The sequence below is a fragment of the Neobacillus sp. S1227 genome (assembly GCF_055385255.1).
In genome coordinates this window covers 1,461,272-1,485,869 of record NZ_AP038276.1, presented here as the reverse complement: position 1 = coordinate 1,485,869, position 24,598 = coordinate 1,461,272, and the positions used below count along the sequence as shown (strand labels likewise).

Sequence of the window (24,598 nt, the reverse complement as noted above, 5' to 3'; positions counted from 1 at the left end):
AACCCCATAGTATCCTATGTGGCGGTTCCTCTTAAATATTCGACATCCGGGAAAATAATCCTTTATTAAGAACCAAATTACCGGTTCGAAATCTCTATTAGCAAAAAAATCCCCTGCTTAAAACTAAGCAGGAGATCCTTTTTCCGAGAATAACTCATCTAATATTTTGATCTTTTCTTCTGTGTATGCCTCAAATCCGTCATTATAAGATTTCGGATCCTTTGGGTTGGCGAAGTGCGTAATTTTTCCAGTGACAGGGTCAATGAATTTGCTCGATGCCCCGCAGCCGAGTCCGATGATGGTCTGCTGCTCTTCCATAATCATGATATTATATATACTTTCTTGATTTGGCAGGGAATAGCCGACATTTTCAAGGTTGCCCAGGATGTTTTTCTGGCGGTATAAATAGTAAGGCACATAGCCATGGTATGCAGTCCAGTCCTCAGCAAGATTCATCATTTTTTCAACCTTGGAACGGTCAGCCACCTTGTACTTCTCTTTATTTTTCGTCATTTCAGACGCCCGCTTGAATGATAGAGTATGAACTGTTACCGACTCAGGCATCAGCTTTTCAGTTTCAGCCAAGGAATGGGTGAATTCCTCGAGTCCCTCACCCGGCAGGCCAATGATTAAGTCCATATTGATATTATTCATCCCCATTTCCCGTGCCAGATGATATTTTTCAATTGTTTCCGTTACCGTATGATGTCGTCCGATCGCCTTCAAGGTTTCCTGCGTATAGGATTGCGGGTTGATGCTGATTCGGTCGATGTTCCATTTTTTCAAAACGTCAAGCTTCTCCGGGGTAATCGTATCCGGACGCCCCGCCTCCACCGTAATTTCGCGAATATTAGCGACATCAGGAAACGAGTTGTACATTTCCTCATAGAGCATGTCCATCTCTTCAGCAGTAATGCTTGTCGGTGTCCCGCCACCGTAATAGACGGTTGTGATTCGTACACCCTTCTCCTTCAGCCACTCGCCGACTTTCCTCATTTCATAATGAAGGCCGCCTAGGAAGGAATCGACAGAGCCCTGCCGCCCGTTAATTGCATAAGCCGGGAACGTACAATAGGCACATTTAGTTGGACAAAACGGGATTCCAATATAGATGCTCACTTCCCTTTCGAGCGAGTATAGGTCTGGAACAACTGTCAACTGACGGTCAACGATGTGCTGCATCAGTGCAATTTTTTCATCAGTAATTAAATACTCATCCTTTAATTGCCGATGGGCCACATCAGCTTGGATGCCTTCCTGCAGCTTTTTGTGAAGCAGCTTAGTCGGTCTCACACCTGTTAAAATTCCCCATTTTTGCGTGATGCCGGTCAAGTCCTGGAGAACTGTTAAATAAACATGGGAAACGGCATTTTTGATCTGTTTAAATCGTTCTTTTTCCGTATCGTTCGCCTTAAAATCCTGCTGAAATTCAGCGGATAGGAATTTTCCGCTTTGATCCGTTAATTTTGCCGAAACAACAATATTTTCCTGAACCTGTAATTGAAATGCAATCTGTATATCAGCATCATCCGTCTGAGATGTCAAAATCTGTGACTCTTCAAAAAATAAATTCGCAATAAGCGTCAATGGCCGGTTGAATCTTTCATCCTCTAAGCCTAGTATCGAAATTCGCAAACTTTATCACCTTTCAAAAATAAACTTCTTTAAGTGTACAAAATCACAAAAATAAGGTCAATATAGTGGAAATCATTGGACTAAATAAATGAAATCTCGCCGATTGACGAATACGCCAGGACGAAGACAGAGCGTAGTTGAATTTATACTTATTAGCAGAGGCTCATTTCGTAAAGTTTGTTGTTTTTGGGAATAACACTGTCCGTTCCTTTCCGCTACAGGCGCTCAGCAAACCCGCGGGGAGGAAGTCGAGCCTCCTCGACGTTCCGTCTGCGGGGTCTCGATCTTTTCTCTATTTCCCGCAGGAGTCAAACGCCTTTCGCTCCAATCCACTCGGTGTTTTCAATATAGTTAAAAGCAACATTCTCTGAGAAAAGAGCCTTAGCAAAAAAGATACCAGAGGTCACATCCCCCTGATATCTTCTTTTAAGATTAATTTTTGATAATCTTCATTTTTCTTAAAAAATCAATTGGCTGCTGCTTTCTGAAGTGTTCCTTTACCATATAGGAAACGCCGTGTTCGTTTTCCGATCTAGTTACCCAATCTGATGCTTTCTTCACCTCAAAAGGAGCATTCCACATCGAAACACCTAGACCCACCTCCTCAATTAACGGGATGTCATCTAGGCTGTCACCTATATAGACCATCTCTTTTAACTGGAAACCGAGCTGGCTGCCAAGAAACGCTAACCCATTAAGTTTGGAAACTCCAGCAGGAACAATATCAAGCCGCAATGCATCAAGTTTAATCGGAGTGATTTCCGTAAACATTTTTTCAATTGCGGTTTTGGCATCCTCCAAATCTCGTTTATTTTCAAAATAGACTTCAATCTTTGGAGGGGTTGCCGGCTGGTCATGCAAATATTCGCTTAGCGATTCGACAAATTGCTGTGAATAAACAAAGGGGTCGCCTGTAGTGAAAACCGTTTTTGCTATTAATTGCTGATGCAGTTTATATTTATTGGCAATCGAAAAATTCTCGTGAACCAAACGGATTTGACACGGCAGCGCCTCGAGCAGGCGAATGGTATCATAGGTAATTTCCTCATTAATCCGATTCACGAATACCGGCTTATTTTCCTCCCGCGCAATGAATGCCCCCTGATGGGTGACGAGCGGTGACGATATCTTTAAGGCTTTCGCCGCCTTCTTGGCTGAGTGAAAGCTCCGTGATGTAACGAGTGTGACATAAATCCCCTTTTGCTGAACATAGTCTATGGCTTCCTTTGTCGATTTATGGATTTTGCCATTGCTTTGTAAGAGTGTGCCATCAATATTTAACGCAAGTAAGCGATAAATCATAAATGCTGCCCCCTGTTCTTGGTGAAATTACCCTTATATCACTTTTATGATTTTTCACCAATTTATAGAACAGTGCTAGTGAAAGTGAGGGCTTGGCAGCTTCTTAAAAAAATTAAATTTGTCCGTATAAGTCAGCCAATGGTTTTAGGACGATCTGGTTTAACTCGCCGATTACATTATTCATTCGCTGTTCCACCTGCATAAGATGGGCGATTTTCGGATTCTGCTGAACAACCCCGACTGTTGCTTGGGCCTGCTGAATTTCCTGCTCGGAAATGTTTTGTCCCATCATTTGTTTTTGCTGCAAATTCATTTGAATATGGCGAAATTGATCAAACAGCTGCTTCGCTGCCGGGTCAGCATTTACCTCTTGATAAGCTTGCTGTAGTTGTTTAAATTCATCACTTTGCCGGATCGCGTTTTCTAAAGCATAGGCGGAATCATATAAATTTACTGCCATTTGCGGGCTCACTCCTTTTTGGTTAACAATACTTCCCAACTATATCAAACTATTCAAGGAAATGCGAGAATGTTCAAATCACCTTCGCGCCAGCTTTTACATAGGATACTACATCAGCGGATGCCTATTTAATAAAGAATGAGGAGTGATTATGTCCCTTTCATTAACGAGCGTAACAATGTTACCAGAGAAATCCGAAGAAACTAATTCTCGTTTGATTAAAATGTCCCGCAGGCTGTATCTCTACCTGCAAATGGAGAATGACCACGAATTACAAATCTTGGTCGGAACGAAAACAATTCGTGCCAATATCCAAATCATCGATACCCTTCCACGGGAACTGCATGTCCCAGAGTATTTCTTTACCTATTTTTGTTTGCCTGTCCGAAAGGTTAACCTACAGGCAAAATACATTTCTGAGTCCAACACACTTAAGCTTGGTCCGGTAATCGGATTACTGACAGATTTTTCACCGAAGGATGGTGAAGAACCTAATTTCCGTTCCATTCATAAGTTTTGTGAGGACCTCCATCATGTGGTGTCAGAAAATGGCGGTTTTTTTTATGTTTTTTCTTTTAAACATTTTTTACTTCACGGCTATTATTTTGAAAACGGAAGTTGGATCGGAACAAGCCCACCTGCCCCTGATGTTATTTACAATCGAATCCATTCTCGAAGACTGGAAAACAAACAAGAATTTGTTGAATTTCGAGGTATTCTTGAACAACTAGCCATTCCCATCTTCAATGACCGCTTTCTGTCAAAATGGGAAGTATACAACCAGTTGAAAAATGAACACCATTTGTCATCCTACATTCCCGAGACTGCCTTGCTCTCAAGAGAAACTTTACATTCCTTCCTGCAAACCTATGGAACAATCTATATTAAACCGATTCATGGCAGCCAGGGAAAGCATATTATTAAACTGGAAAAAATCGCGGAAGACCAATTTACCATCCAAACTTCAGGCCAATCCCAGACTGATGCCTTACAAACCCTGGCAGCTCATGAAATTTATCAAGAAATAAAATTGCTGCTGCAAAACCGAATTTGTATTGTTCAGGAGGGTATTTCTTTTATTGACTATCAATCATCTGCCATGGACTTCAGGGTATTGGTCCATCGAAATTATGAAAAAAGGTGGGAAATTACATCGATTGTAGCAAGAATAGGAGCTGAACAGGAATTTGTCTCCAATGTTGCCAGAGGCGGCCATACGATAAAAACGGTAACAGCCTTACGTTCCAATATGCCTCCAAAAAATACAATGCAAACATTGAAGCTAATAAAAGAGCTATCGTTGGCAACCGCAGAAAAGGTCAGTGCGCTATCCGCTGGAATTACCGGCGAACTGGGGATAGATGTCGGTGTTGATGAAAACGGAAAGCCCTGGCTGATTGAAGTAAACTCAAAACCATCTAAGGTATTTGAAGATGATTCAGGGAAAATCAGGCCGTCTGCAAAAGCAATCATTCGCTTTTGCACAAGCCTGGCCTTTGAAGCCCTGAATGAAAAGGAGGTTTAAATCACTTGATTACATTTGGCATTATGTCCTTAAACCTGGAAATTGAGGCCCCCTATATAACGGAAATGGCCGAACGTGCAAAAGACTTAGGTATCGAAGCTTTTCGCTTCGTGCCAACTAATATCAATCCAAATACACTTCAGGTTCAAGGAAAAAAATTTAACGCTGAACAAAAGGATTGGGTCAATGCCGAATTTCCCGTCCCCCGCATCCTCTATGACCGTTGCTTCTACGGGGAGGATGAACAATCGAAACAATGTCTTCCGATCGTATCGTGGCTAAAAAGCAGGAAAGATATTACCTTTTTAGGATATGGTCTGCCTAATAAACTAGACCTCTATCAAGCGCTGAAAGACACGAAGCTATCCGCTTATCTGCCGCCGACAAAGCAGGTAGTTGATACAGTTGAAATTTTAAAAGAATTAAACAACGGAAAAAAGATTGTCATAAAACCCATTAACGGTTCACAAGGTTATGGCATTTATTCCTTGAAGAAAAATGACAAATCGATCCATGTTAAAACGGAAAAACAAAAACAGATTATATCAAGGATTTTTCCAAACGAAGGTAAATTTTCGCAGTGGCTTAGGAGCTTGCTTGCGCGGCATCAATATCTTATGCAGCCTTATCTTGAATTAACCAATAGTGAATTGCAGCCCTTTGATATCCGGATTCTCCTGCAAAAAAATGAGCATGGCAATTGGGGAGAAATCGGGCGAGGAGTGCGAATCGGTACAAGCGGCGGGATTTTATCAAATATAAGCGCAGGCGGGACGGCAACAGCTTTCTCAGAATGGTCAGCTTCCCTTCCTGCAACGAGAAGGGAATTTATTCAACAGGAATTAACCAGCATTCTTAGTGAATTACCACACCTTCTTGAAAAAAGCTTCCTGCCGCTTTTTGAAATCGGTGTCGATATTGGTATTGCCAAAAACGACTCGATCTGGATTTTAGATATGAATTCAAAGCCCGGCAGGAAGGTTATTTTGCAAACCCGGCCCAATCTTAAAGAAAAGCTGTACTGCGCACCACTGCTTTACGCAAATTATCTGTCCGAATCGAAAGATCAAGAAAGGAAGAACATCTATGAGAAAACGTTATCTCATTGAGGTCGTAAAAAATGATCAATTGATTGTTTTTTGCCCTCCTTCCCTCCTTCAAGAAAATCGGCCTAAGCGAATTGCTTTTGGTTCAAATTCAATGGCAGTGGAATTTCTGCCCCATCCGGACCGAAAAGATCGGATTGTGATAAGCAGGGTCATTCAAAAAGAACTGCAATTTCCTGAATTTAAGCTGCCGCTTCACGTCTTTTTAGATAATCAAACCCTATATATCGGTCCTCTTGTTGGCATTTTCACGGCTGGATTTACATTGCTTCCTGATCAGCTAATCGGTGAGAGAACACAGTTTTTTTCAAAGCTCTTATCAGTAAATAAAAATGTCGGCGCACTTGCTTTTGTTTTCGGAGAGCAGCATATTAATTGGGAACAGGGCACGATTGAGGGGTATTTTTTCTACGATGGAGATTGGGAACAGCGCGAGGTCCCTTTCCCTAACGTCATTTATGACCGTCTGCCAAACCGAAGGAGTGAAGGAACTCCCAAATTAGTTAAAGTAAAAAAACGGCTCCAAAAGGAATATTTAATTCCTTGGTATAATCCCGGCTTTTTCAACAAGTTAGATATTTACGAACGGCTTCTCCAAGACCATACAGTAGATAAATACCTTCCTGAGACCCATCCATTTACCTCTTTTTCCTTAATCGAGAGGATGCTTTCAAAATACGGGCATGTGTATATAAAGCCGAAAAACGGCAGTCTTGGCTATGGCATTCATCAAATTATTTTTGATAAAAACACTAACAACTATTACTGTCGTTATCAAGATGACGATGGCGCAAACAGGTTACAAAAATTCCACAGCCTGGAGAAATTGTTTGAACAGATATTCGCGAAGCAATCGCTTGAAAAAATGGTTGTCCAACAGGGGATTCATTTGATTCGCTATGAGCAGCGGGCAGTTGATTTTCGTATCCATACGAACAAGGATGAAACAGGCACTTGGCATGTTTCCGCTCTTGCAGCAAAAATAGCCGGGCATGGAAGCCCCACAACCCATAAGAGAAGCGGCGGGGAAATTAAAACCCTCAGCGAAATCTTCCCTGCTGAAGATGCCGGTATGTTCGAAGAGAAGCTTTCCAATGCTGCCCTCTCCTTAAGTCATGCATTAGACCGAAATGTCGAAGGAATTATCGGCGAAATTGGCTTTGATCTGGGCATTGACCGTAACGGCGATGTCTGGCTGTTCGAGGCAAATTCCAAACCCGGCCGTTCGATTTTCAGCCATCCGGAATTAAAAGAATTTGATTTATTGACACGCAAATTGTCCCTTGCCTTCGCGGTTTTTCTTACCGAGCAATCCTTACTGCATCCCGAGGAACTTTTTCAATGATCGACAAACAAGCAGGGCCGCTGATTGGCATTATGACCGCGCTTAAATCCGATGGAACAGTCGCAGGAAACGGGGAGCTTTTTATCAAACTGCAAAAAAGGCTTATTTCGCTTAATGGGATAAGCTTTATTTTTACCCTTGAAGGGGCAGGAGCAGAACATTTCGAAGGCTTCAGCTATTCACTCAAGGAAAATCGCTGGATAAATGGCTCTTTCCCCTATCCAGATTTGGTATATAACCGGATTCCTTTCAGAAAAACAGAACAGACCGAAGAATGTAAAAGCTTTTTTCAACATTTAAAAGATAAAGGAATTCCCTATTTCAACCCCAGTTTTATAGATAAATACGAGCTTTATCAATTAATGGAAAACCATCCTGTCCTCAAAGATTATGTACCTAAGACGATTCTCCTTCAAGAAAAAAAAGACCTAAAAATGTTATTGACAGTGAACTCCAGCGTATATTTGAAGCCGGCGTCTTCTTCAAAAGGTAAGGGCGTTTTTCGCGTCAGGCATTTATCCTCGCCATTCCTCCAATTTGAGTCAAGAAAAAGAAGCATCTGCTACCAATCCTTTGATGATTTTTGGCAGGATTGGAGCGAATTGCTCTTATCGAAAACCTATCTGGCACAGATTGATATCAATTCTGCTGAATTTGAAGGCTTTCGCTATGATTTTCGAATTATTGCCCACGCTGACAAAGACGATTACGTAATTACCGGCGTCGGTATCCGGCAATCCCAGGAGCAAAGGGTTACCACGCATATTCCGTCCGGTGGAAGACTTCTTCCCTACTCTTTATTGCAAACGAAGGAACATGATGAGTTTTTTCAAATGATCATCCCGCACATTGGGAAAGCATTATCGGAACAGCTTGGCTTTTTCGGGGAATTTTCAATCGATGCTGGCATTAGCAAAAATGGAAAATATTATATTTATGAAGTGAATTCAAAACCAATGCGTTTTGATGAATCTGAGATTGAAGAGAAAAAAATTGAACAGCTATGCCGTATTTTCCTCCATTTAACAAGCTCCTGCCCGTAAAAATTTTATTTGCATAATATTCAAAACAAGGTAAGCTATAAGTAATATAAGGTGTTAGAGGAGGACTATAAGATGATCATGCATTTTCAATATAAGCCGCTCTTTGAAAATACAAATATACCCGGCTGGAATATTTCCTTCTATTTAAAAAAACAGAGATATACAGGAATTTATCACCAAACAGGAAAGCTTGAATGGACCTCAAATCCTCCTGCCGAAGAGGATTTGAAGGAAGTGACAAGCCAGATTCATGAACTAATGCTTTATCATGTATATGAATAATCGACTTTTTCCTGCATGAAACTTCATCCTTTCTGTACAAACTAAAACGAATTAGAAGGAAAGGATGGTTGAATGTGACTAAAAAAAATGAACAGCCGATCGCTGAAGGGTCTGCTTATGAAGGCAGAGACATGGCTTACATGGATATTGACAGAATGATTAATGAAGGAATGTCAGGAGGGTCTGTCCATGCCCGTCATGATACAACAAATATTGAAGAAGCGCGCGATCTTATAGAAGAATCACCGCCAAATGAAAATACATGATAACATTTGCCGAGCCAGTTTAAATGGTTCGGCAATTTTTCTGTGGAACCAAATTGAAACTGGTATAATAGGCACTAAGAAATCTAATGGGGAAATGAACGATGCTAAAAAAATTACTTACTGTCTATGAAAATTCAATACTGTTTTCTGAACGGCCGGATGTGCCATCCGAACAGCTTTATTTTTTTTACGACCTTTCAGCTGATGAATGGCTGGGTATTCCCAAAAAGGAAATTAGTGATAAAGAGCTCCATCTTCTAAAGAATTTGTATGAACTGGTGGAATGGCAGTCTTCAGCTGGCTCGTCCAGAATAAAAATTTGGTATGAGTTTTTATTTTTAAACGGGGGTCTTCCATCCGAAAGGCAGGAAACGTCGTTTCGCTTTATCCAATTTCATTTGAATGGCGATGACACAAATCAACAGGAAATGGAGTCGGCGTTAAAAGGATTCTTTTCAGATGAGGCAGTGTTTCTTTGGGAAAGTAAGTCAAAAGGTGTGATTATTGAAGAAAAAAAACAAATTTCTCTTTCTGAAGAGGAGCTGCTAGCCATTTCAGAAACATTGGAAAGCGATTTTTACGAAAGTATCACTTTTTTCATTGGAAAAGTCCATCCTTTTTCAGAGCAGCTAAGGGCCTTCTTCCAAGAGGAAAGAGAACTATTCCAGTTCGCTCTAGCGAAAGTGCACAATTCCAAGATTTTTTCTTTTGAAAAAATTTTTCCGGCTTACCTTTCTTCCCGCTTACCCGCTGAAATTAAAAATATGGTTCCCGAAGCGGTTTTTTCCCTTTTTGCTGATGATCCGGAAATGTTTTCAACGATAAAAGTATTTCTTGAAACGAATTTAAATGCCAGTCTTACAGCAAAAAAATTATATATCCACCGAAACACGCTTCAATATCGGATTGATAAATTCGTAGAAAAAACAGGAATAGTATTAAAGGATTTTAACGGTGCATTTATCGTGTTTTTAGCCTGCCTGCTCTTTGAACAAGAGGGTTAGTGTCAATCTGCCCAAAAGAACGCTTTCAAAATTTGTGCAGCCTTACCATATTGATTAAAGCGCTTTCCTTGTAAACTTAACTTACAAACAACCACAAGGAGGCAGTTAACATGGCTGAATTAAAATTAGACCATATTTATAAAATTTACGACAACAAGGTAACTGCAGTTAAAGATTTCAATTTACACATTGATGATAAGGAATTTATCGTATTTGTCGGCCCTTCCGGATGCGGAAAATCAACGACCCTTAGAATGATTGCCGGTCTTGAAGAAATCTCAAAAGGGGATTTTCTCATTGATGGCAAACGCGTAAACGACGTAGCACCAAAAGACCGCGATATCGCAATGGTATTCCAAAACTATGCGCTTTACCCGCATATGACCGTTTATGATAATATGGCATTTGGTTTAAAGCTTCGTAAGTTTCCAAAGGATGAAATAGATCGCCGCGTGAAAGAAGCTGCTAAAATCCTTGGCCTTGAAGCATATTTAACTCGTAAGCCGAAAGCGCTATCAGGTGGTCAGCGCCAGCGTGTTGCATTAGGACGTGCGATTGTTCGTGATGCAAAGGTGTTCCTAATGGACGAGCCATTATCAAACCTTGATGCCAAGCTTCGCGTGCAAATGCGTGCCGAAATTGCCAAGCTTCACCGACGCTTAAATACAACGACTATTTATGTAACGCATGACCAAACTGAGGCTATGACAATGGCCACCCGTTTAGTCGTTATGAAGGATGGCATCATCCAGCAGGTTGGTTCACCAAAAGAAGTGTATGAAAAGCCTGAAAATGTATTTGTTGGAGGCTTTATCGGATCACCAGCGATGAACTTCTTCAACGGGAAGTTAGAAGACGGCAAGTTTATCATTGGTAAAACCTCCATTGCTGTTCCGGAAGGAAAAATGAAATTCCTTCGTGAGCAAGGCTACGTCGGCAAATCGCTGATACTTGGTGTCCGCCCTGAAGATATTCATGATGAGCCTTTGTTTATTGAAGCTTCGTCTGGTACAAAGATTGCTGCCCATATTGATGTTGCTGAATTAACGGGTGCGGAATTAATGGTATACTCCAGCATCGATGGTCAAGATTATGTGGCCCGCCTTGATTCTCGCAGCGATGTAAGACCTGGCGATAGATTAGAGTTGGCATTTGATTTAAACAAAGCCCACTTCTTCGACGTTGAAACAGAACTACGTATCCGCCCGCAAAGCGAAAAATAAACCATGTTATCTTTAGGGTCCTGCCCCTGCTCTTTTAAAAGAGCAGGGGCAGGACCCTTCATTATTCTTTTATTAAAATAACATCATTTTTATGGCAGGCAGAACAACGATACAGATGTGGACATTTATGCCCAGAATGGGTATCTGCATATCCATCCTCCATTTTCATCAAGTCAATTTCCATATAGGGACTGTAATCATCGTAATAATCTTGAAGTCTGCCGCTTTCCAACATTGGTTCACCGCAATTGGCACATAATAAATATACTTCCCTCAAGCCATTACATACCGGGCACACGTTCATCTAATTCACCCTTTTAATTTGTTTTCTTTAGTTTGCTTCACTTTGTAAGCCCTATGATAGGGAATAAATTTCCACTTAAAATTTTCGAATAAGCTTTTTAGATTTAGTCATAATAAGATTACAAGCAGCACCCCACCAAGAAAACAAGCAACACTTACAAACCGATGGATGAAGCCAGAAAGGGTTATAACCGGTGCAACTCCGGTTCATCCAACTAAGAAAAGCTTCAAGCGCCTCGTTCAGGGGCGACAGGCATAAGTCTAGCCGGCATGAAGGTTGTTTTTTAACCTTCAGGACGGATTGGCTGTAGACCTTCGAGCCCCTAGGCGCTGAAGCTAGACAGTTTAATTATCATGGGTTAGGCCTAGGAGGCTATGGTAATAATCCCATTATGGTTCAAGTCCATACTAACCCCAAAACTAAAAAGAGGAGTGTTAACTAACTATGGCTAACAACAACAACTCTAATCAACTTTTAGTACAAGGAGCACAACAAGCACTTGATCAAATGAAGTTTGAAATTGCTCAAGAATTCGGCGTAAATCTTGGTGCAGACACAACTTCTCGTGCTAATGGATCTGTCGGAGGAGAAATCACTAAGCGTCTAGTCTCTATGGCTGAATCTCAACTTGGCGGTTTCCAACGCTAATCAAGTAATATCTAATCGATAAAAGTTCATAATATGGCTAAGAGCCCCCTCCTTTTGGAGGGGGCTTGCATGTTGTTTAGACCATTTTTTCTGGCTTAATCCACTCATCAAATTGTTCAGCGGTCAGATATCCTGTTTTGATTGCCGCTTCCTTCAGGGTGCTATTTTCTTTAAAAGCAAGTTTGGCGATGGCAGCTGCCTTTTCATAACCGATATAAGGATTTAAGGCTGTAACCAGCATTAATGAACGTCCCACATGCTCCTTAATGGCTTCTTCATTTGCTTCAATTCCAACTGCACAGTTGACATTAAAGGAACGAATGCTGTCAGTTAAAAGCCTGATGGATTGGATTAAATTATAAATAATCACAGGCTTAAAAACATTTAATTCGAAATTGCCCTGGCTTGCGGCAAAGCCGATGGATGCATCATTCCCAAAGATTTGGCAGGCAACCATCGTCAATGCTTCACTTTGAGTTGGATTCACTTTCCCGGGCATAATCGAGCTGCCAGGCTCATTGGCCGGTATCGTCAGTTCGCCAATTCCACTGCGTGGGCCGCTTGCCAGCCATCTGACATCATTGGCAATTTTCATTAAATCGGCTGCCAATGCTTTTAAAGCCCCATGGACATAAACGATTTCATCATGGCTTGTAAGAGCGTGGAATTTATTTTCTGATGATTGAAACGGGTAACCCGTCAGCTTGTGGAGCTCTTCAGCGACTTTTCCGCCAAACTCTGGACTAGCGTTGATTCCCGTACCGACTGCAGTTCCGCCGATAGCTAATTGGAGCAGGTGCTGGCATGCCTCTGTAATCATTCGCTCATTATTTTCGAGCATGTACCTCCAGCCGCTGATTTCCTGCCCCAAAGTCAGCGGTGTCGCATCCTGAAGATGGGTTCGGCCAATCTTTACGATGTTTGTGAATGCCTTTTCCTTTTCGAGAAGCGTATTTTTTAATTCTCGTATCGCAGGAATAAGGTTTTCGGTAATTTTTATAAAGGCTGCTATATGCATCGCTGTCGGAAACGTATCGTTTGAGCTTTGCGACATATTAACATCATCATTTGGATGAATCTTTTCGGTGCTATTTTGACTTTTTAACCATTCATTTGCGCGATTGGCAATGACTTCATTGACGTTCATATTTGATTGTGTACCGCTGCCTGTCTGCCAAACCGCCAATGGAAAATGTTCATCATGTTGTCCAGCTAAAATGTCTTCAGACACCTTCTTGATGGCGTTCATTTTATCCTCACTCAATTTACCCAACTGATGATTAACGATCGCAGCCGCCTGCTTAATATAAACCAAACCATAAACGAGCTCGAGCGGCATTTTTTCCATCCCGATTTTAAAATTTTCTTTGCTCCGCTGCGTCTGTGCTCCCCAAAACTTATCTATAGGTACACGGACTTCACCTAATGTATCGTGTTCGATTCTAAATTTCTCCATTATTTTTCCACCTCACTATTTATCATCCTTTCATATGTATTCCCAAACTAATCTGTTTTATAAATAAAAAAAAACTGCGGACTTTCCGCAGCCTTAATGTCTTGAAATAAGTGTATAGCCAATGTAATACGTCAGGATTAAAAAACTGCCGATGGTTAGAACAACTGTGTAATCTGACATTGATTCTCCACCCCATTTTAAAAATTGATTATTACAATAAAAGTATCATGGGGCGAAGGTAAGACAAGTGATAAAAATTACACTTTTACAACGAAGAAATGAATTTTTCGTGAACTTTTTTATTAGCCTGCCATGTCTGTGCTTCCAAGCTGAAGCTCATACATTTGATAATATTTTCCCTTTAACTCCATTAAATCATTATGGGTCCCGCGTTCGACAATGGTTCCGCGGTCTAATACGAGAATCTGATCGGCATTTCGAATCGTCGAAAGACGGTGGGCAATGATAAAAGTTGTTCTTCCTTTTTTCAAGACATCCATTGCCTCTTGGATCAGCGCTTCTGTCTCCGTATCAATGCTGGAGGTCGCCTCATCCAAAATAAGAATGGCCGGATTAAAGGCAAGGGCCCGGGCAAAAGAAATCAACTGGCGCTGCCCGCTGGATAATGTGCTGCCTTTTTCAATTACCGGTTCATCATAACCGTTTTCAAGGTTTTTAAAAACTTTTTCAGCGCCAACATCTCTTAATGCTTTCTCGATTTTTTCCTTTGTAATAGACGGATCATTTAAACTTACGTTAGAGGCAATTGTTCCTGTAAATAAATACGGATCCTGCAGGACAATCCCCATATGCTGACGAATCGTTTGCCGCGGGATACATTCAATATCTTTTCCATCAATCAGGATTTGTCCTTTCTGACAGTCGTAATATCGGAAAAGTAGATTCATGATAGAGCTTTTCCCTGAACCGGTATGGCCAACAAGAGCCACCGTTTCCCCTGGTTTTGCTTCAAATTGAATATTCTTTAAAACATATTCACCGTCTTTGTAACCAAAAGAAACATTTTCGAATTTGACATTGCCTTTAATCCTTGAAATACGTTCCTGACTGACATTTTCCCCCCGCTCATCCAGCAGCTTAAACACCCTCTCACCTGCAACAAGCGCTGTCTCAAGATTAGCCAATTGGTTGACAATTCCCTGGACGGGCTGAAACAGCCTATTGATGTAATCTACAAAAGCATACAGCATGCCTAAAGAAATAACAGATGAAGGTGAAAGCGCCTGGCCGCCAAAATGCCAAATAAATGCCACAAACACGAGATTTCTTAATATCCCAACAAGGTTGTGACCTGTTAAGGCATTCAAGTTTAACAGTTTATTTTGGTAGGTAAAATGGCCATGGTTCAGATTGTCAAAATCCTTCATCGTTTCCTTTTCCCGGTTGAAGGCCTGAATAATATTCATACCCTGAATCGATTCATTAACCATGGCATTGATTTCACTGTTCCGTGAACGAATCACCCGATTATATCTGGAAGCATACTTCCGGTAAATCAAAATCCAAATATACAAAACGGGCAAAAGAAGTAAACAAATTGCCGCCAGCTTTGCACTTAAAATAAACAAGGCTGAGTAAATGCCTGTAATATAAATAGTGCTTGTAAAAAAGGCTGCCAAGACAGTTACATAAAGCTCGCGGATCGCCTCAGTGTCATTTGTGATTCTGGCAACGACCTTTCCAGCGGGAAGATTGTCAAAATAGCGGACTGGGAGTCTTTGAATATGATGAAAAACATCCTCGCGCATTTTTTGAATAATCCGGTTTGCTGATTTTTTTAAAAGAAAGTGCTCACCGTATTGAAAAACCGCAGAAACTACTAAGAGCCCAAAATAAAGTGCCAGCAGTTTAAAGATCCCCGGTATTTCCGGCTGATAAAATGCTGCTAGCTCGGGCACCTTGATAATTTTGGCGGGATATTCCGCCTGCTCTTTCCCTTTTGTGATCATTAGTTTGCTGCCTTCGAGACTTCTTTTTCCGTCAAATTCCAAATCGTCCTCGATAAAAACAAATTTTGTTCCTACCTGGAGGATCCGGACTTTTTCTCCCTTTTGCTTGCCGTTTGTAAAATACTTTTCCCTTTTATAATACTTTCCGTTATAACTTACGGCTTTATCACCTTTTGATGCTGTTTCATACCAAACCGACTCAATCCCTAAAATATGCTGGTCGATGATGTTCTTCGCAATAAACGGGCCAGCCAAATCTGTTACGACCGAGATGGTCAGCATGAACAAGGCAGCGATAATGATGTTTTTATAAATCAAAGCGTAGTTGATTAAGCGTCTGCCAACCTTCATGCTGATACCTCCTCTTCGATTTTGGCTTCCACTTGCTGGCGTAAAAATTGCTCTTTATACCAGCCGTCCCGCTCAAGCAGCTGTTCATGGGTTCCTTCCTCAATAATGGCCCCCTCATCAAGGACAATGATATGATCTGAATGCTGAACCGCCGACATTCTGTGCGTAGTGATAATCGTTGTTTTCCCGTTTCTTACTGTACGGATATTGTCGATGATTTTCTTCTCCGTTTTCGCATCTACCGCAGATAAGGAATCGTCGAGAATCAATATTTCCGGATTTTTAATGAGCGCACGGGCAATCGAAATCCGCTGTTTTTGTCCTCCCGATAACGCGACCCCCTTTTCCCCAACTAGTGTCTCAAGACCTTCCGGGAGCATTTGCAAATCCTTACGAAAAGCCGCGAGATTAATAGCCGTCTCTAGGTCGTCCTCAGTTGCTTCTTTACAGCCGAACAAAATATTTTCCTTCACGCTTCTCGAAAAAAGAACATGGTCCTGTGGAACGTAGCCAATCCATTCGCGTACTTGTTCTAGTGTTTGTTCTTCAATGGAGGCCCCGCCGATTGAAAGCCCGCCTGTTCCAAGTGGATATTGCCTCAATAATTGCTTGATAAAGGTTGTTTTTCCGCTGCCTGTCTTGCCGACAACTCCAAGGGTCTGGCCTTGAAGCAGTTTGACGGTGACACTTCGCAAATTATCCGTTTTCGAAGATGGGTAACGAAATGTTACTTTTTCGAAATGGATTGGGTTTGGTTCTGCTATCTTTTTTGGCTGGGATGGGTTTTGGACCTCTTCCTGGTAACTTAATGTTTCATGGACACGGTCGAGTGACGCATTCCCCCGCTGCATTACGTTGATCAGTTCGCCGACGGCAAACATCGGCCAAATCATCATCCCTAGGTACACATTAAAGGAAACGAGGTCCCCCAAAGTGATAACCTGATGAAAGACGAGCGTTGCCCCGTATCCAATGCCAATTAAATAGCTGATGCCGACCAGTATTTTAATGGTCGGATCAAATAACGAATCGATTTTTGCCACGTTTATATTTTTTTGAAAAACATCTTCGGTCAATTGGTGAAACCGCTCGCGGTCCGCATTTTCCTGGACATAGGCGCGGATTACCCGTACTCCGGCAATCGATTCGAGAACGCGGTCATTTAATTCGCCAAAGGCATCCTGTGCTTCGGTGAAGCGGGTGTGAATCTTTTTTCCATACATTTGCATCAGAATGGCCATGATCGGCAACGGCAGAATCGCCGCCAAAGTAAGCTTCCAGCTAATGAAAAAGCCCATCGTAAACAGAATGGTTAGCATCCAGACACTTGAATCGACGAGCGTCAAAATCCCGAATCCCGCCGTAATCGAAATGGCCTTTAAATCGTTGGTGGCCCGGGCCATTAAATCTCCAGTTCGATTCTTTTCAAAAAATGCCGGCGTCATTTTTAAGAGATGCCCCATGAACCTTGACCGCAGCTTTCTTTCGATTAAAAAAGCACCACCGAACAATTGATATTGCCAGATATAAGTGATGGCATAGGATGAAACCATAATGATGGGGAGATAGACAAGATACATGAAAATTTTCTGGTTTGTCATCGCCCCGGAATGAATATCGTCAATCGCCAAGCCAATTAATTTAGGAGGTATGACATCCAATAACCCCACAAATATAAGTAAAGTGACTGCTACTAGGTAGCGCTTCCAATTTTCTTTAAAAAACCAGCTTAATTTCTTTAATACGGAAAACATACTGTTTTTCCCCCTATTTCTGTTTAATCTATCCGCTTTCTAGATCTCCTATTTTGTGTGCGAGCCTAATATTGAATCTTTTCACCATGCTAATTCCTCCTTTTTGATAAAAAAAGAGACATACTGCCGCAACCGTGCAGTATGCCTCTTTTCTAAAAATAAAAAACACACGCCGCGCATCACAAAGTAACGCAGCCTGTGTTTGTAAATACATACGTGTAGATTACAAGGAAATCATTCAGAATTGGCTGCGTTTATATATTCAGTTGATTGGTTAGTTAAGTGGTTTAAAATAATCATGTCGCAGCCCTCCATTTCCTTTTTTCTTACTTTGTAAGATTAACATCAGATATTTTAATTGTCAATTCCCATTTTTCAGAATTGTCTTATCGGCTGTTGTTAACAAAATATTCATACATTTAAAAACTCCCTGTCTGTAAATTGGAGTAAAATGGGGGATGGGATTTATTAATTTGAAAGGATGTGGACTGACTATGCCTACACCCAAAAAGTCACGCCATGAACCAAAGGAGTTACTTGAATTACGGGCCTTAAACCCGCGGATGAAACTTTCTGACAAGGACGGCAAAAAGTACTACGCTCTTGAAAAAGGCTATCAAGGAGAAGTGATGTTTGATGCTATTACCGAAGGATTGAAGAATAACTGCATCGTATTAAATGGCTTGCTCTTTAAATTGAAAGAAAAGCATTTTCAAATCGATACGGTGATTATTTTTCAAAAAACCATTTACCTGATTGATGTTAAAAATTTTGAAGGAGACTATATTTATAAGTCTGATCCCGACCGTTTTTGTAAAAATGATACAGAAATTGACGACCCTTTCCTTCAATTAATTCGCAGCGAGTCCAAACTGAGGCAGCTTCTCGGAGAGTACAGATTTAATCTGCTGGTTGAATCCTACGTGGTTCATATTAGCCCCACATTCACCCTATACAATGCTCCCCAAAACAATCATGTTATTCTCCCAACACAAATCAATCGCTTCATAAGAAAATTAGAAAATATCCCATCAAACCTAAATGATGGCCATGAGAAACTGGCAGACCTGTTAATTTCACTGGATCAAGGTGATTATCCAAATGCTGCAAAGCCGACTTATAGTTATGAGCAGCTGAAAAAGGGTCCTTATTGTTCGAAGTGCAACTCATTTTCGGTTTCTGTTAGGGAAAGGAAAATGGTTTGCAATACTTGTGGGTGTGAGGAGCGTTTGGAGTCTATTGTGCTACGGTGCGTGAGAAAGTTGATGTTGCTTTTTCCGGAGTGGCGGATTACGACAAGTATGGTTTATGATTGGTGTGGATGTGTGATACCGAGAAAAACAGTTGCGAGGGTTTTAAAACAAAACTATCAGGTAATGTCATCTGGAAAATGGACTTATTATGTATAAATGGGGAATGTTTCTGGTTTGACAGCGTATCTTTTTATCAAATCTTGATTTTAACGCGATTTTGGTAGCATAGAATTTTCTATGCTACCAAGCTCTTCGTCCTTTCGTTGGTTTGGGCTCATAGACCATCTCTATGCTCCCCAACTCTTCGTTCCACCGACATTTCGGGCTCATAGACCATCTCTATGCTTCCCAACTCTTCGTTCCATCGACTTTTCGGGCTCATAGACCATCGCTATGCTCCCCAACTCTTCGTTCCATCGACTTTTCGGGCTCATAGACCATCGCTATGCTCCCCAACTCTTCGTTCCATCGACTTTTCGGGCTCATATAGCCCTTCTATGCTCCCCAAACCTTCGTTCCATCGACTTTTCGGGCTCATAGACCATCTCTATGCTTCCCAACTCTTCGTTCCACCGACATTTCGGGCTCATAGACCATCTCTATGCTTCCCAACTCTTCGTTCCATCGACATTTCGGGCTCATAGACCATCGCTATGCTCCCCAACTTTTCGTTCCATCGACATTTAGGGCTCATAGAACATCACTATGCTCCCCAACTTTTCGTTCCATCGACATTTCGGGCTCATAGACCATCTCTATGCTTCCCAACTCTTCGTTCTTTCGTTGGTTCGGGCTCATATACCTTTCTATGCTACCCAACTCTTCGCTCTCTCGAAAATTCGGGCTCATATAGCCCCTCTATGCTTCCCAACTCTTCGCTCTCTCGAAAATTCGGGCTCATATAGCCCCTCTATGCTACCCAACTCTTCGCTCTCTCGATAATTCGAGCTCATATAGCCCTTCTATGCTTCCCAACTCTTCGTTCCATCGACATTTCGGACTCATAGACCATCTCTATGCTTCCCAACTCTTCGTTCCATCGACTTTTCGGGCTCATAGACCATCTCTATGCTCTCCAACTTTTCGTTCCATCGACTTTTCGGGCTCATATAGCCCTTCTATGCTTCCCAACTCTTCGTTCTATCGACATTTCGAGCTCATAGACCATCGCTATGCTTCCCAACTCTTCGTTCCATCGACTTTTCGGGCTCATAGACCATCTCTATGCTCCCCTACTCTTCGTTCCATCGACTTTTCGGGCTCATAGACCATCGCTATGCTTCCCAACTCTTCGCTCCAACGACTTTTCGGGCTCATAGTCCATCTCTATGCTCCCCAACTTTTCGTTCCATCGACTTTTCGGGCTCATATAGCCCTTCTATGCTTCCCAACTCTTGTTCTATCGACATTTCGAGCTCATAGACCATCTCTATGCTTCCCAACTCTTCGTTCCATCGACTTTTCGGGCTCATAGACCATCTCTATGCTCCCCAACTCTTCGTTCCATCGACTTTTCGGGCTCATAGACCATCGCTATGCTTCCCAACTCTTCGTTCTATCGACATTTCGAGCTCATAGACCATCTCTATGCTTCCCAACTCTTCGTTCCATCGACTTTTCGGGCTCATAGACCATCGCTATGCTTCCCAACTCTTCGCTCCAACGACATTTCGAGCTCATAGACCATCTCTATGCTTCCCAACTCTTCGTTCAACCAACATTTCGGGCTCATAGACCTTCCCTATGCTTCCCAACCCTTCGTTCTTTCGATAATTCGGGCTCATATACCCTTTCTATGCTTCCCAACTCCTCGTTCTCTCGATGGTTTGGGTTCATATAACTCTGCCATCAAACCAGCCCAAAAAAGAAAAAAGACAGCCACACACACACCCAGCCGTCCCACCTTCATGTATTCATTCTTCACTCTTAGACAATTCCTTGAACCGCTGCTTAGAAAGCTTTTCGTCAAAGCTGCTGAAAATACGGTAATTTGCACCATCCAGGATCCGAAAATGCTTGCTAAGAATATTCTGCTGAAGGACATATCCATTCTTCTTTGCAACAACCCGCCACCAGACCCGGCCGCCAAGTGTTTTAGCTTTCCGATAATCGATCCCTTCTCTTGCTACCGTTTCAAGTACTTCAAGGGGCTCGTTTCCAAATAAAAATTGAACCGTTTCCGTTTCACGAAATAAGGCACAAACAGAAACTACCGTTGACCAGTTGGCAAGAACTCTTCCTTTTTCAATTTGCACAAGGGTTTTCTTAGAAACACCAATAATATCTGCCATTTTATCCTGAGTGTAGCCTGCTTCAGTTCGAATTAGCCGCAATTTCTCTGAAACATTCTGAATAATTTCATCTCTGGTCATACAAAGCCCTTCCTTCAATAACATCTAGTGTAATTTTACACAAGTTTTCCTAGTTTTAAAAGTAATAAAGTTGTTCTTCAAAAAAAACTGCTATCCCATATAGATAGCAGTTCGTTTATTAGCTATTGATTTCTGGCGGTACACTACATCCGCCGGAGCAGGATTTGTTCAATTCGCACGCAGCACATTTTCCTTGTTTCGAGCGATTAATAAATCGAACCAGAGCCCAAGCGGCATATCCAAAAATAGCAACTCCAATTACAATGCTAGCAATCATAGAATTTCACTCCTTTTGTTTAAACCAAACCAAACAGCTTGCCGCCCTGATAAACAATCAGCGATAAAACATAAGCGATGACTAATGCATAGCCAATCGTGAAGGCTGTCCATTTTTTTGAACCTGTTTCTTTATAAATGGTTGCGGTAGTGGCTAAGCATGGAATGTACAATAAAATAAAGACCATAAAGCTGTAAGCAGCAAGTGGTGTATAGTAATTGGCCAGCAGTCCCTGCAGACTTGAATCATTCGGGACAAAATAAATAATGTTCATCGTCGAAATGATCGCTTCTTTGGCAAGGAAGCCGGTAATTAAGGATGCCGCCGCCTGCCATGTTCCAAATCCAATCGGTGCTAAAATCGGTGCAATGACGCCGCCGATTGCCGCAAGGAAACTGTCATCCATTTCCACCTTCAAGCCGCCAGGCCCTGCATAGGATAGAATCCAAATGAAAACAGAGCCGGCAAATATGAATGTACCTGCTTTCCGTACAAATCCCTTGCCTTTATCCCATGTGCTTCTCCATAAGGATTGAAACTGCGGCAGCCGATATGGCGGCAATTCAATGACAAATAAGGATGTCTGAGATTTTAACATGGTCGATGAAAATATTTTTGCTAAAATTAACGCGACTACAATCCCTAATACATATAAGCTTAAAACAATGAAAGCTTTATGGGCTGCAAAAAATGCCCCGACAAATAAGGCATACACAGGCAGACGTGCTGAGCAAGACATTAGCGGAGTCAGCAAGATTGTTAACAGTCGTTCGCGCGGTGTTTCGATTGTTCTTGCCGCCATGATGCCCGGAACATTGCAGCCAAACCCAATCATCATTGGGATAAATGCTTTCCCGTTCAAACCAACCGATTCCATAATTCTGTCCATGACCAACGCGACGCGCGCCATATAGCCGGAATCCTCTAATACCGATATGAAAAAGAACAAAATAAAAATCTGCGGTACAAACACAAGAACACCGCCGACCCCGGCAACTAACCCTTCAATAATCAGCGCGTGAATAAAGGCGGACGCATGGACAGCCGTCAGAGCTTTTTCAATACCGGACGCAACCGGTCCAGTCAATAACCCATCAAGTGCATCGGATAACGGAGTCCCCAGCCAATCAAATGTCAGCATAAACATTAAATACATAAGCAATAAGAAGATTGGCATCCCAAGGTATTTATTGGTGACAATGCTGTCAATTTTTTCAGATAATGGCACTACGCCATCACGTTTAGTTGTTGTTTCAGCGATAATACTCTCAATCGCTGCTTTTCTTTTCATATAAATAAAGTTTGGTAATGTCTTCACGTCATACGAATTCTTGATGGACTCTTCCAATTTTCCAGAAATAGCTTGGAGCTTTTTGGTGTCAACAATTTGCGTTAAGTAATTTTTTACGTATTCATTTCCTTCTAAATATTGAATTGCCAGGAAGCGTTTTGAATGCTCCGTTTTACCAGCCATTTCATTGGATAGGTCGGCAATTGCCTTTTCCACTTCGGCACCATAGTTTACAAGGTTCTTTTTCACCGACGTGTACGATTTTGTGGAAATAGTATCAACTAATTGGTCACAGCCCTTCCCGCTTCTGGCGACAACAGGAACAACCGGAACACCCAATTTTTTCGAAAGCTTTTCGGCATCAATCATGATCCCGCGCGAGCTTGCAACATCGACCATATTTAAACCAATTAACAGCGGCTTTTCAAACTCCAGCAACTGCATGGTTAAATGTAAATTCCGTTCTAATTGAGATGCATCCAAGATATTCAATAGCCGGTCCACGGAATCATTGAGGAAGAAGGAAGTGACGACTCCCTCATCTCGTGAAAGTGGATTTAGTGTATATACACCCGGCAAATCTATTAATCTGCCAATATTATTCTTAAAAACGCCGACTTTCTTTTCAACCGTTACTCCGCTCCAGTTGCCGACATACTCATAGGATCCTGTGAGGTTATTAAACAATGAAGTTTTTCCAGTATTCGGGTTTCCAATTAGAGCAATTTCCATTTATATTCTCTCCACTTCGATCTGGACGGCTTCCTTGCTGCGAATTCCGACGCACTGGCCGCAGGACTCAATCATAATAGGACCGCCAAAAGGCATAACGCATTTCACAGATATTTCCGATCCTTCGGTTATTCCTAAATCAAGCAAACGTCTTTTCACAAGGTTGCCAACATGAGAAATATCAACGATTTTCCCCTTTTCCCCTGCTTTCAATGATGTAAACATATATTATCACCCAATCCGTTGTAATTGAGAATGATTATCTTTCTATATTGTCATTTTACACCTAAATTTCAAAAAAAATATTAAAATTTGTGACAAAAAAAGAAAAAAAGAAAAGCACTTGGCTTTTCTTCATTAATATTATTGATATTTAACAACCATTCTTTTCGGCATTGCAGCAAGGACTAAAACAACGATTATGGCACTGATGATAAAGTTTGGCAGCATATAGGTCCCATTATAAATCAATGAATACACGGCAACCGGTTGTCCTTTAGGGGCATACTCGCCAAAGAAAGCAATTCCCGAATACACATGGCAAATATATCGCAGCAAGCTTCCTAGGAAGGTTCCAATGATGGAATAGATCATCCAGCTTCCTTTATTCCCCTCCTCAAGAGCATTCTTAACCTGGCGGGCAAAAATCCCTGCAAAACCGAGAACCGTAAACGCAATAAAATAATCGATAATTCCCTGAATAATGGTGTAGATTTGCGCAAACCCAAGAATGAATTGCAATAATCCCAACAAGAAGCCCGTTAATAAACCACCCTTAATGCCCCAGCGATACGCCATAATAAAGACTGGAACCATCGCAATGGAGATCGACCCTCCTTGCGGCCAAATTTTCAAGGATAAAATACTTGCTGCTAAGTCCAATAGATAAGCGAGTGCCGAAAAGACAGCAACCTCTGCGATAAAACGTGTGCTGTTTGCTTTTTGATTCACACCATTTTCCCCCTTGTTTTAAAAAATAAAAAAGCAATGCAAGACGTA

23 protein-coding genes are annotated in these 24,598 nt (G+C 41.6%); 10 read left to right on the top strand and 13 right to left on the bottom strand.

The features are described 5' to 3' along the window. Positions 1 to 123: 123 nt before the first annotated feature. The 3 genes from ACZ5AE_RS07540 to ACZ5AE_RS07530 form a co-directional block, all read right to left on the bottom strand. The gene (locus ACZ5AE_RS07540) at positions 124 to 1,635 is read right to left on the bottom strand and encodes a coproporphyrinogen III oxidase (protein WP_464570946.1); all 1,512 of its coding nucleotides are present in this window, start codon (positions 1,633 to 1,635) and stop codon (positions 124 to 126) included. Positions 1,636 to 2,067: 432 nt separating this feature from the next. Beyond that, positions 2,068 to 2,937 carry a Cof-type HAD-IIB family hydrolase gene (locus ACZ5AE_RS07535; RefSeq protein WP_464570944.1) on the bottom strand — a complete coding sequence of 290 codons (870 nt, stop codon included), beginning with the start codon at positions 2,935 to 2,937 and terminating at the stop codon, positions 2,068 to 2,070. Between the two features lie 112 nt (positions 2,938 to 3,049). Further along, positions 3,050 to 3,397, bottom strand: coding sequence for a YlbF/YmcA family competence regulator (locus tag ACZ5AE_RS07530; protein ID WP_213141083.1), 348 nt, complete (start codon positions 3,395 to 3,397; stop codon positions 3,050 to 3,052). 178 nt (positions 3,398 to 3,575) lie between these two features. On the opposite strand from ACZ5AE_RS07530, the gene ACZ5AE_RS07525 reads away from it, so the two are divergent. The 8 genes from ACZ5AE_RS07525 (at position 3,576) to ACZ5AE_RS07490 (ending at position 11,191) form a co-directional block, all read left to right on the top strand. Then, a complete protein-coding gene (locus ACZ5AE_RS07525; protein WP_464570942.1) occupies positions 3,576 to 4,922 on the top strand; it encodes a YheC/YheD family endospore coat-associated protein in 1,347 nt (448 codons plus the stop codon). 5 nt (positions 4,923 to 4,927) lie between these two features. Continuing rightward, entirely contained in the window at positions 4,928 to 6,031 is a 1,104-nt protein-coding gene (locus ACZ5AE_RS07520) for a YheC/YheD family endospore coat-associated protein (protein ID WP_464570940.1), read from the top strand. Continuing rightward, positions 6,009 to 7,373 (top strand): YheC/YheD family endospore coat-associated protein, encoded by a 1,365-nt coding sequence (locus ACZ5AE_RS07515; protein ID WP_464570938.1) that lies wholly within the window; start codon positions 6,009 to 6,011, stop codon positions 7,371 to 7,373. Before ACZ5AE_RS07520 ends, ACZ5AE_RS07515 begins: the two co-directional genes overlap by 23 nt. After that, positions 7,370 to 8,416, top strand: a complete 1,047-nt coding sequence (locus ACZ5AE_RS07510; protein ID WP_464570936.1) for a YheC/YheD family endospore coat-associated protein — start codon at positions 7,370 to 7,372, stop codon at positions 8,414 to 8,416. Before ACZ5AE_RS07515 ends, ACZ5AE_RS07510 begins: the two co-directional genes overlap by 4 nt. 72 nt (positions 8,417 to 8,488) lie before the next feature. After that, positions 8,489 to 8,698: a YheE family protein gene (locus tag ACZ5AE_RS07505; protein WP_464570934.1), complete on the top strand. Its 210-nt coding sequence runs from the start codon at positions 8,489 to 8,491 to the stop codon at positions 8,696 to 8,698. Between the two features lie 74 nt (positions 8,699 to 8,772). Then, a complete protein-coding gene (locus tag ACZ5AE_RS07500; protein WP_464570932.1) occupies positions 8,773 to 8,964 on the top strand; it encodes a hypothetical protein in 192 nt (63 codons plus the stop codon). A gap of 101 nt (positions 8,965 to 9,065) precedes the next feature. Continuing rightward, the gene (locus tag ACZ5AE_RS07495) at positions 9,066 to 9,968 is read left to right on the top strand and encodes a PucR family transcriptional regulator (protein WP_464570930.1); all 903 of its coding nucleotides are present in this window, start codon (positions 9,066 to 9,068) and stop codon (positions 9,966 to 9,968) included. 110 nt (positions 9,969 to 10,078) lie between these two features. After that, entirely contained in the window at positions 10,079 to 11,191 is a 1,113-nt protein-coding gene (locus ACZ5AE_RS07490; protein ID WP_464570928.1) for an ABC transporter ATP-binding protein, read from the top strand. A 61-nt stretch (positions 11,192 to 11,252) separates the two neighbouring features. Here the strand turns inward: ACZ5AE_RS07490 and ACZ5AE_RS07485 are convergent, their stop codons facing one another. Then, on the bottom strand, positions 11,253 to 11,495 hold the full coding sequence (locus ACZ5AE_RS07485; RefSeq protein ID WP_464570926.1) for a hypothetical protein: 243 nt from the start codon (positions 11,493 to 11,495) through the stop codon (positions 11,253 to 11,255). 444 nt (positions 11,496 to 11,939) lie between these two features. Here ACZ5AE_RS07485 and ACZ5AE_RS07480 point away from each other — a divergent pair, with 444 nt between their 5' ends. After that, positions 11,940 to 12,143: a small, acid-soluble spore protein, alpha/beta type gene (locus tag ACZ5AE_RS07480; RefSeq protein ID WP_464570924.1), complete on the top strand. Its 204-nt coding sequence runs from the start codon at positions 11,940 to 11,942 to the stop codon at positions 12,141 to 12,143. Positions 12,144 to 12,219: 76 nt separating this feature from the next. Here the strand turns inward: ACZ5AE_RS07480 and fumC are convergent, their stop codons facing one another. The 3 genes from fumC to ACZ5AE_RS07465 form a co-directional block, all read right to left on the bottom strand. Next, positions 12,220 to 13,599: a class II fumarate hydratase gene (gene fumC / locus ACZ5AE_RS07475; RefSeq protein ID WP_464570922.1), complete on the bottom strand. Its 1,380-nt coding sequence runs from the start codon at positions 13,597 to 13,599 to the stop codon at positions 12,220 to 12,222. A gap of 302 nt (positions 13,600 to 13,901) precedes the next feature. After that, positions 13,902 to 15,920, bottom strand: coding sequence for an ABC transporter ATP-binding protein (locus tag ACZ5AE_RS07470; protein ID WP_464570920.1), 2,019 nt, complete (start codon positions 15,918 to 15,920; stop codon positions 13,902 to 13,904). Further along, entirely contained in the window at positions 15,917 to 17,674 is a 1,758-nt protein-coding gene (locus tag ACZ5AE_RS07465; RefSeq protein WP_464570918.1) for an ABC transporter ATP-binding protein, read from the bottom strand. The genes ACZ5AE_RS07470 and ACZ5AE_RS07465 overlap by 4 nt, the downstream gene beginning before the upstream one ends. Positions 17,675 to 18,168: 494 nt before the next feature. Here ACZ5AE_RS07465 and ACZ5AE_RS07460 point away from each other — a divergent pair, with 494 nt between their 5' ends. Continuing rightward, a complete protein-coding gene (locus tag ACZ5AE_RS07460; protein ID WP_464570916.1) occupies positions 18,169 to 19,083 on the top strand; it encodes a nuclease-related domain-containing protein in 915 nt (304 codons plus the stop codon). A 1,157-nt stretch (positions 19,084 to 20,240) separates the two neighbouring features. On the opposite strand, the gene ACZ5AE_RS07455 is transcribed toward ACZ5AE_RS07460, so the two are convergent. From ACZ5AE_RS07455 to thiT, 6 genes are all read right to left on the bottom strand, one after another. Next, complete coding sequence (locus tag ACZ5AE_RS07455; RefSeq protein ID WP_464570914.1) at positions 20,241 to 20,399, bottom strand: hypothetical protein; 159 nt, start codon at positions 20,397 to 20,399, stop codon at positions 20,241 to 20,243. 441 nt (positions 20,400 to 20,840) lie between these two features. Continuing rightward, positions 20,841 to 21,299 carry a helix-turn-helix transcriptional regulator gene (locus ACZ5AE_RS07450; protein ID WP_464570912.1) on the bottom strand — a complete coding sequence of 153 codons (459 nt, stop codon included), beginning with the start codon at positions 21,297 to 21,299 and terminating at the stop codon, positions 20,841 to 20,843. Positions 21,300 to 21,417: 118 nt separating this feature from the next. After that, the gene (locus ACZ5AE_RS07445) at positions 21,418 to 21,576 is read right to left on the bottom strand and encodes a FeoB-associated Cys-rich membrane protein (RefSeq protein ID WP_464570910.1); all 159 of its coding nucleotides are present in this window, start codon (positions 21,574 to 21,576) and stop codon (positions 21,418 to 21,420) included. Between the two features lie 19 nt (positions 21,577 to 21,595). Beyond that, on the bottom strand, positions 21,596 to 23,599 hold the full coding sequence (feoB, locus tag ACZ5AE_RS07440) for a ferrous iron transport protein B (protein WP_464570908.1): 2,004 nt from the start codon (positions 23,597 to 23,599) through the stop codon (positions 21,596 to 21,598). Next, a complete protein-coding gene (locus ACZ5AE_RS07435; RefSeq protein WP_464570906.1) occupies positions 23,600 to 23,824 on the bottom strand; it encodes a FeoA family protein in 225 nt (74 codons plus the stop codon). 138 nt (positions 23,825 to 23,962) lie between these two features. Then, positions 23,963 to 24,550 (bottom strand): energy-coupled thiamine transporter ThiT, encoded by a 588-nt coding sequence (gene thiT, locus ACZ5AE_RS07430; protein ID WP_464570904.1) that lies wholly within the window; start codon positions 24,548 to 24,550, stop codon positions 23,963 to 23,965. Between the last annotated feature and the right edge of the window lie 48 nt (positions 24,551 to 24,598).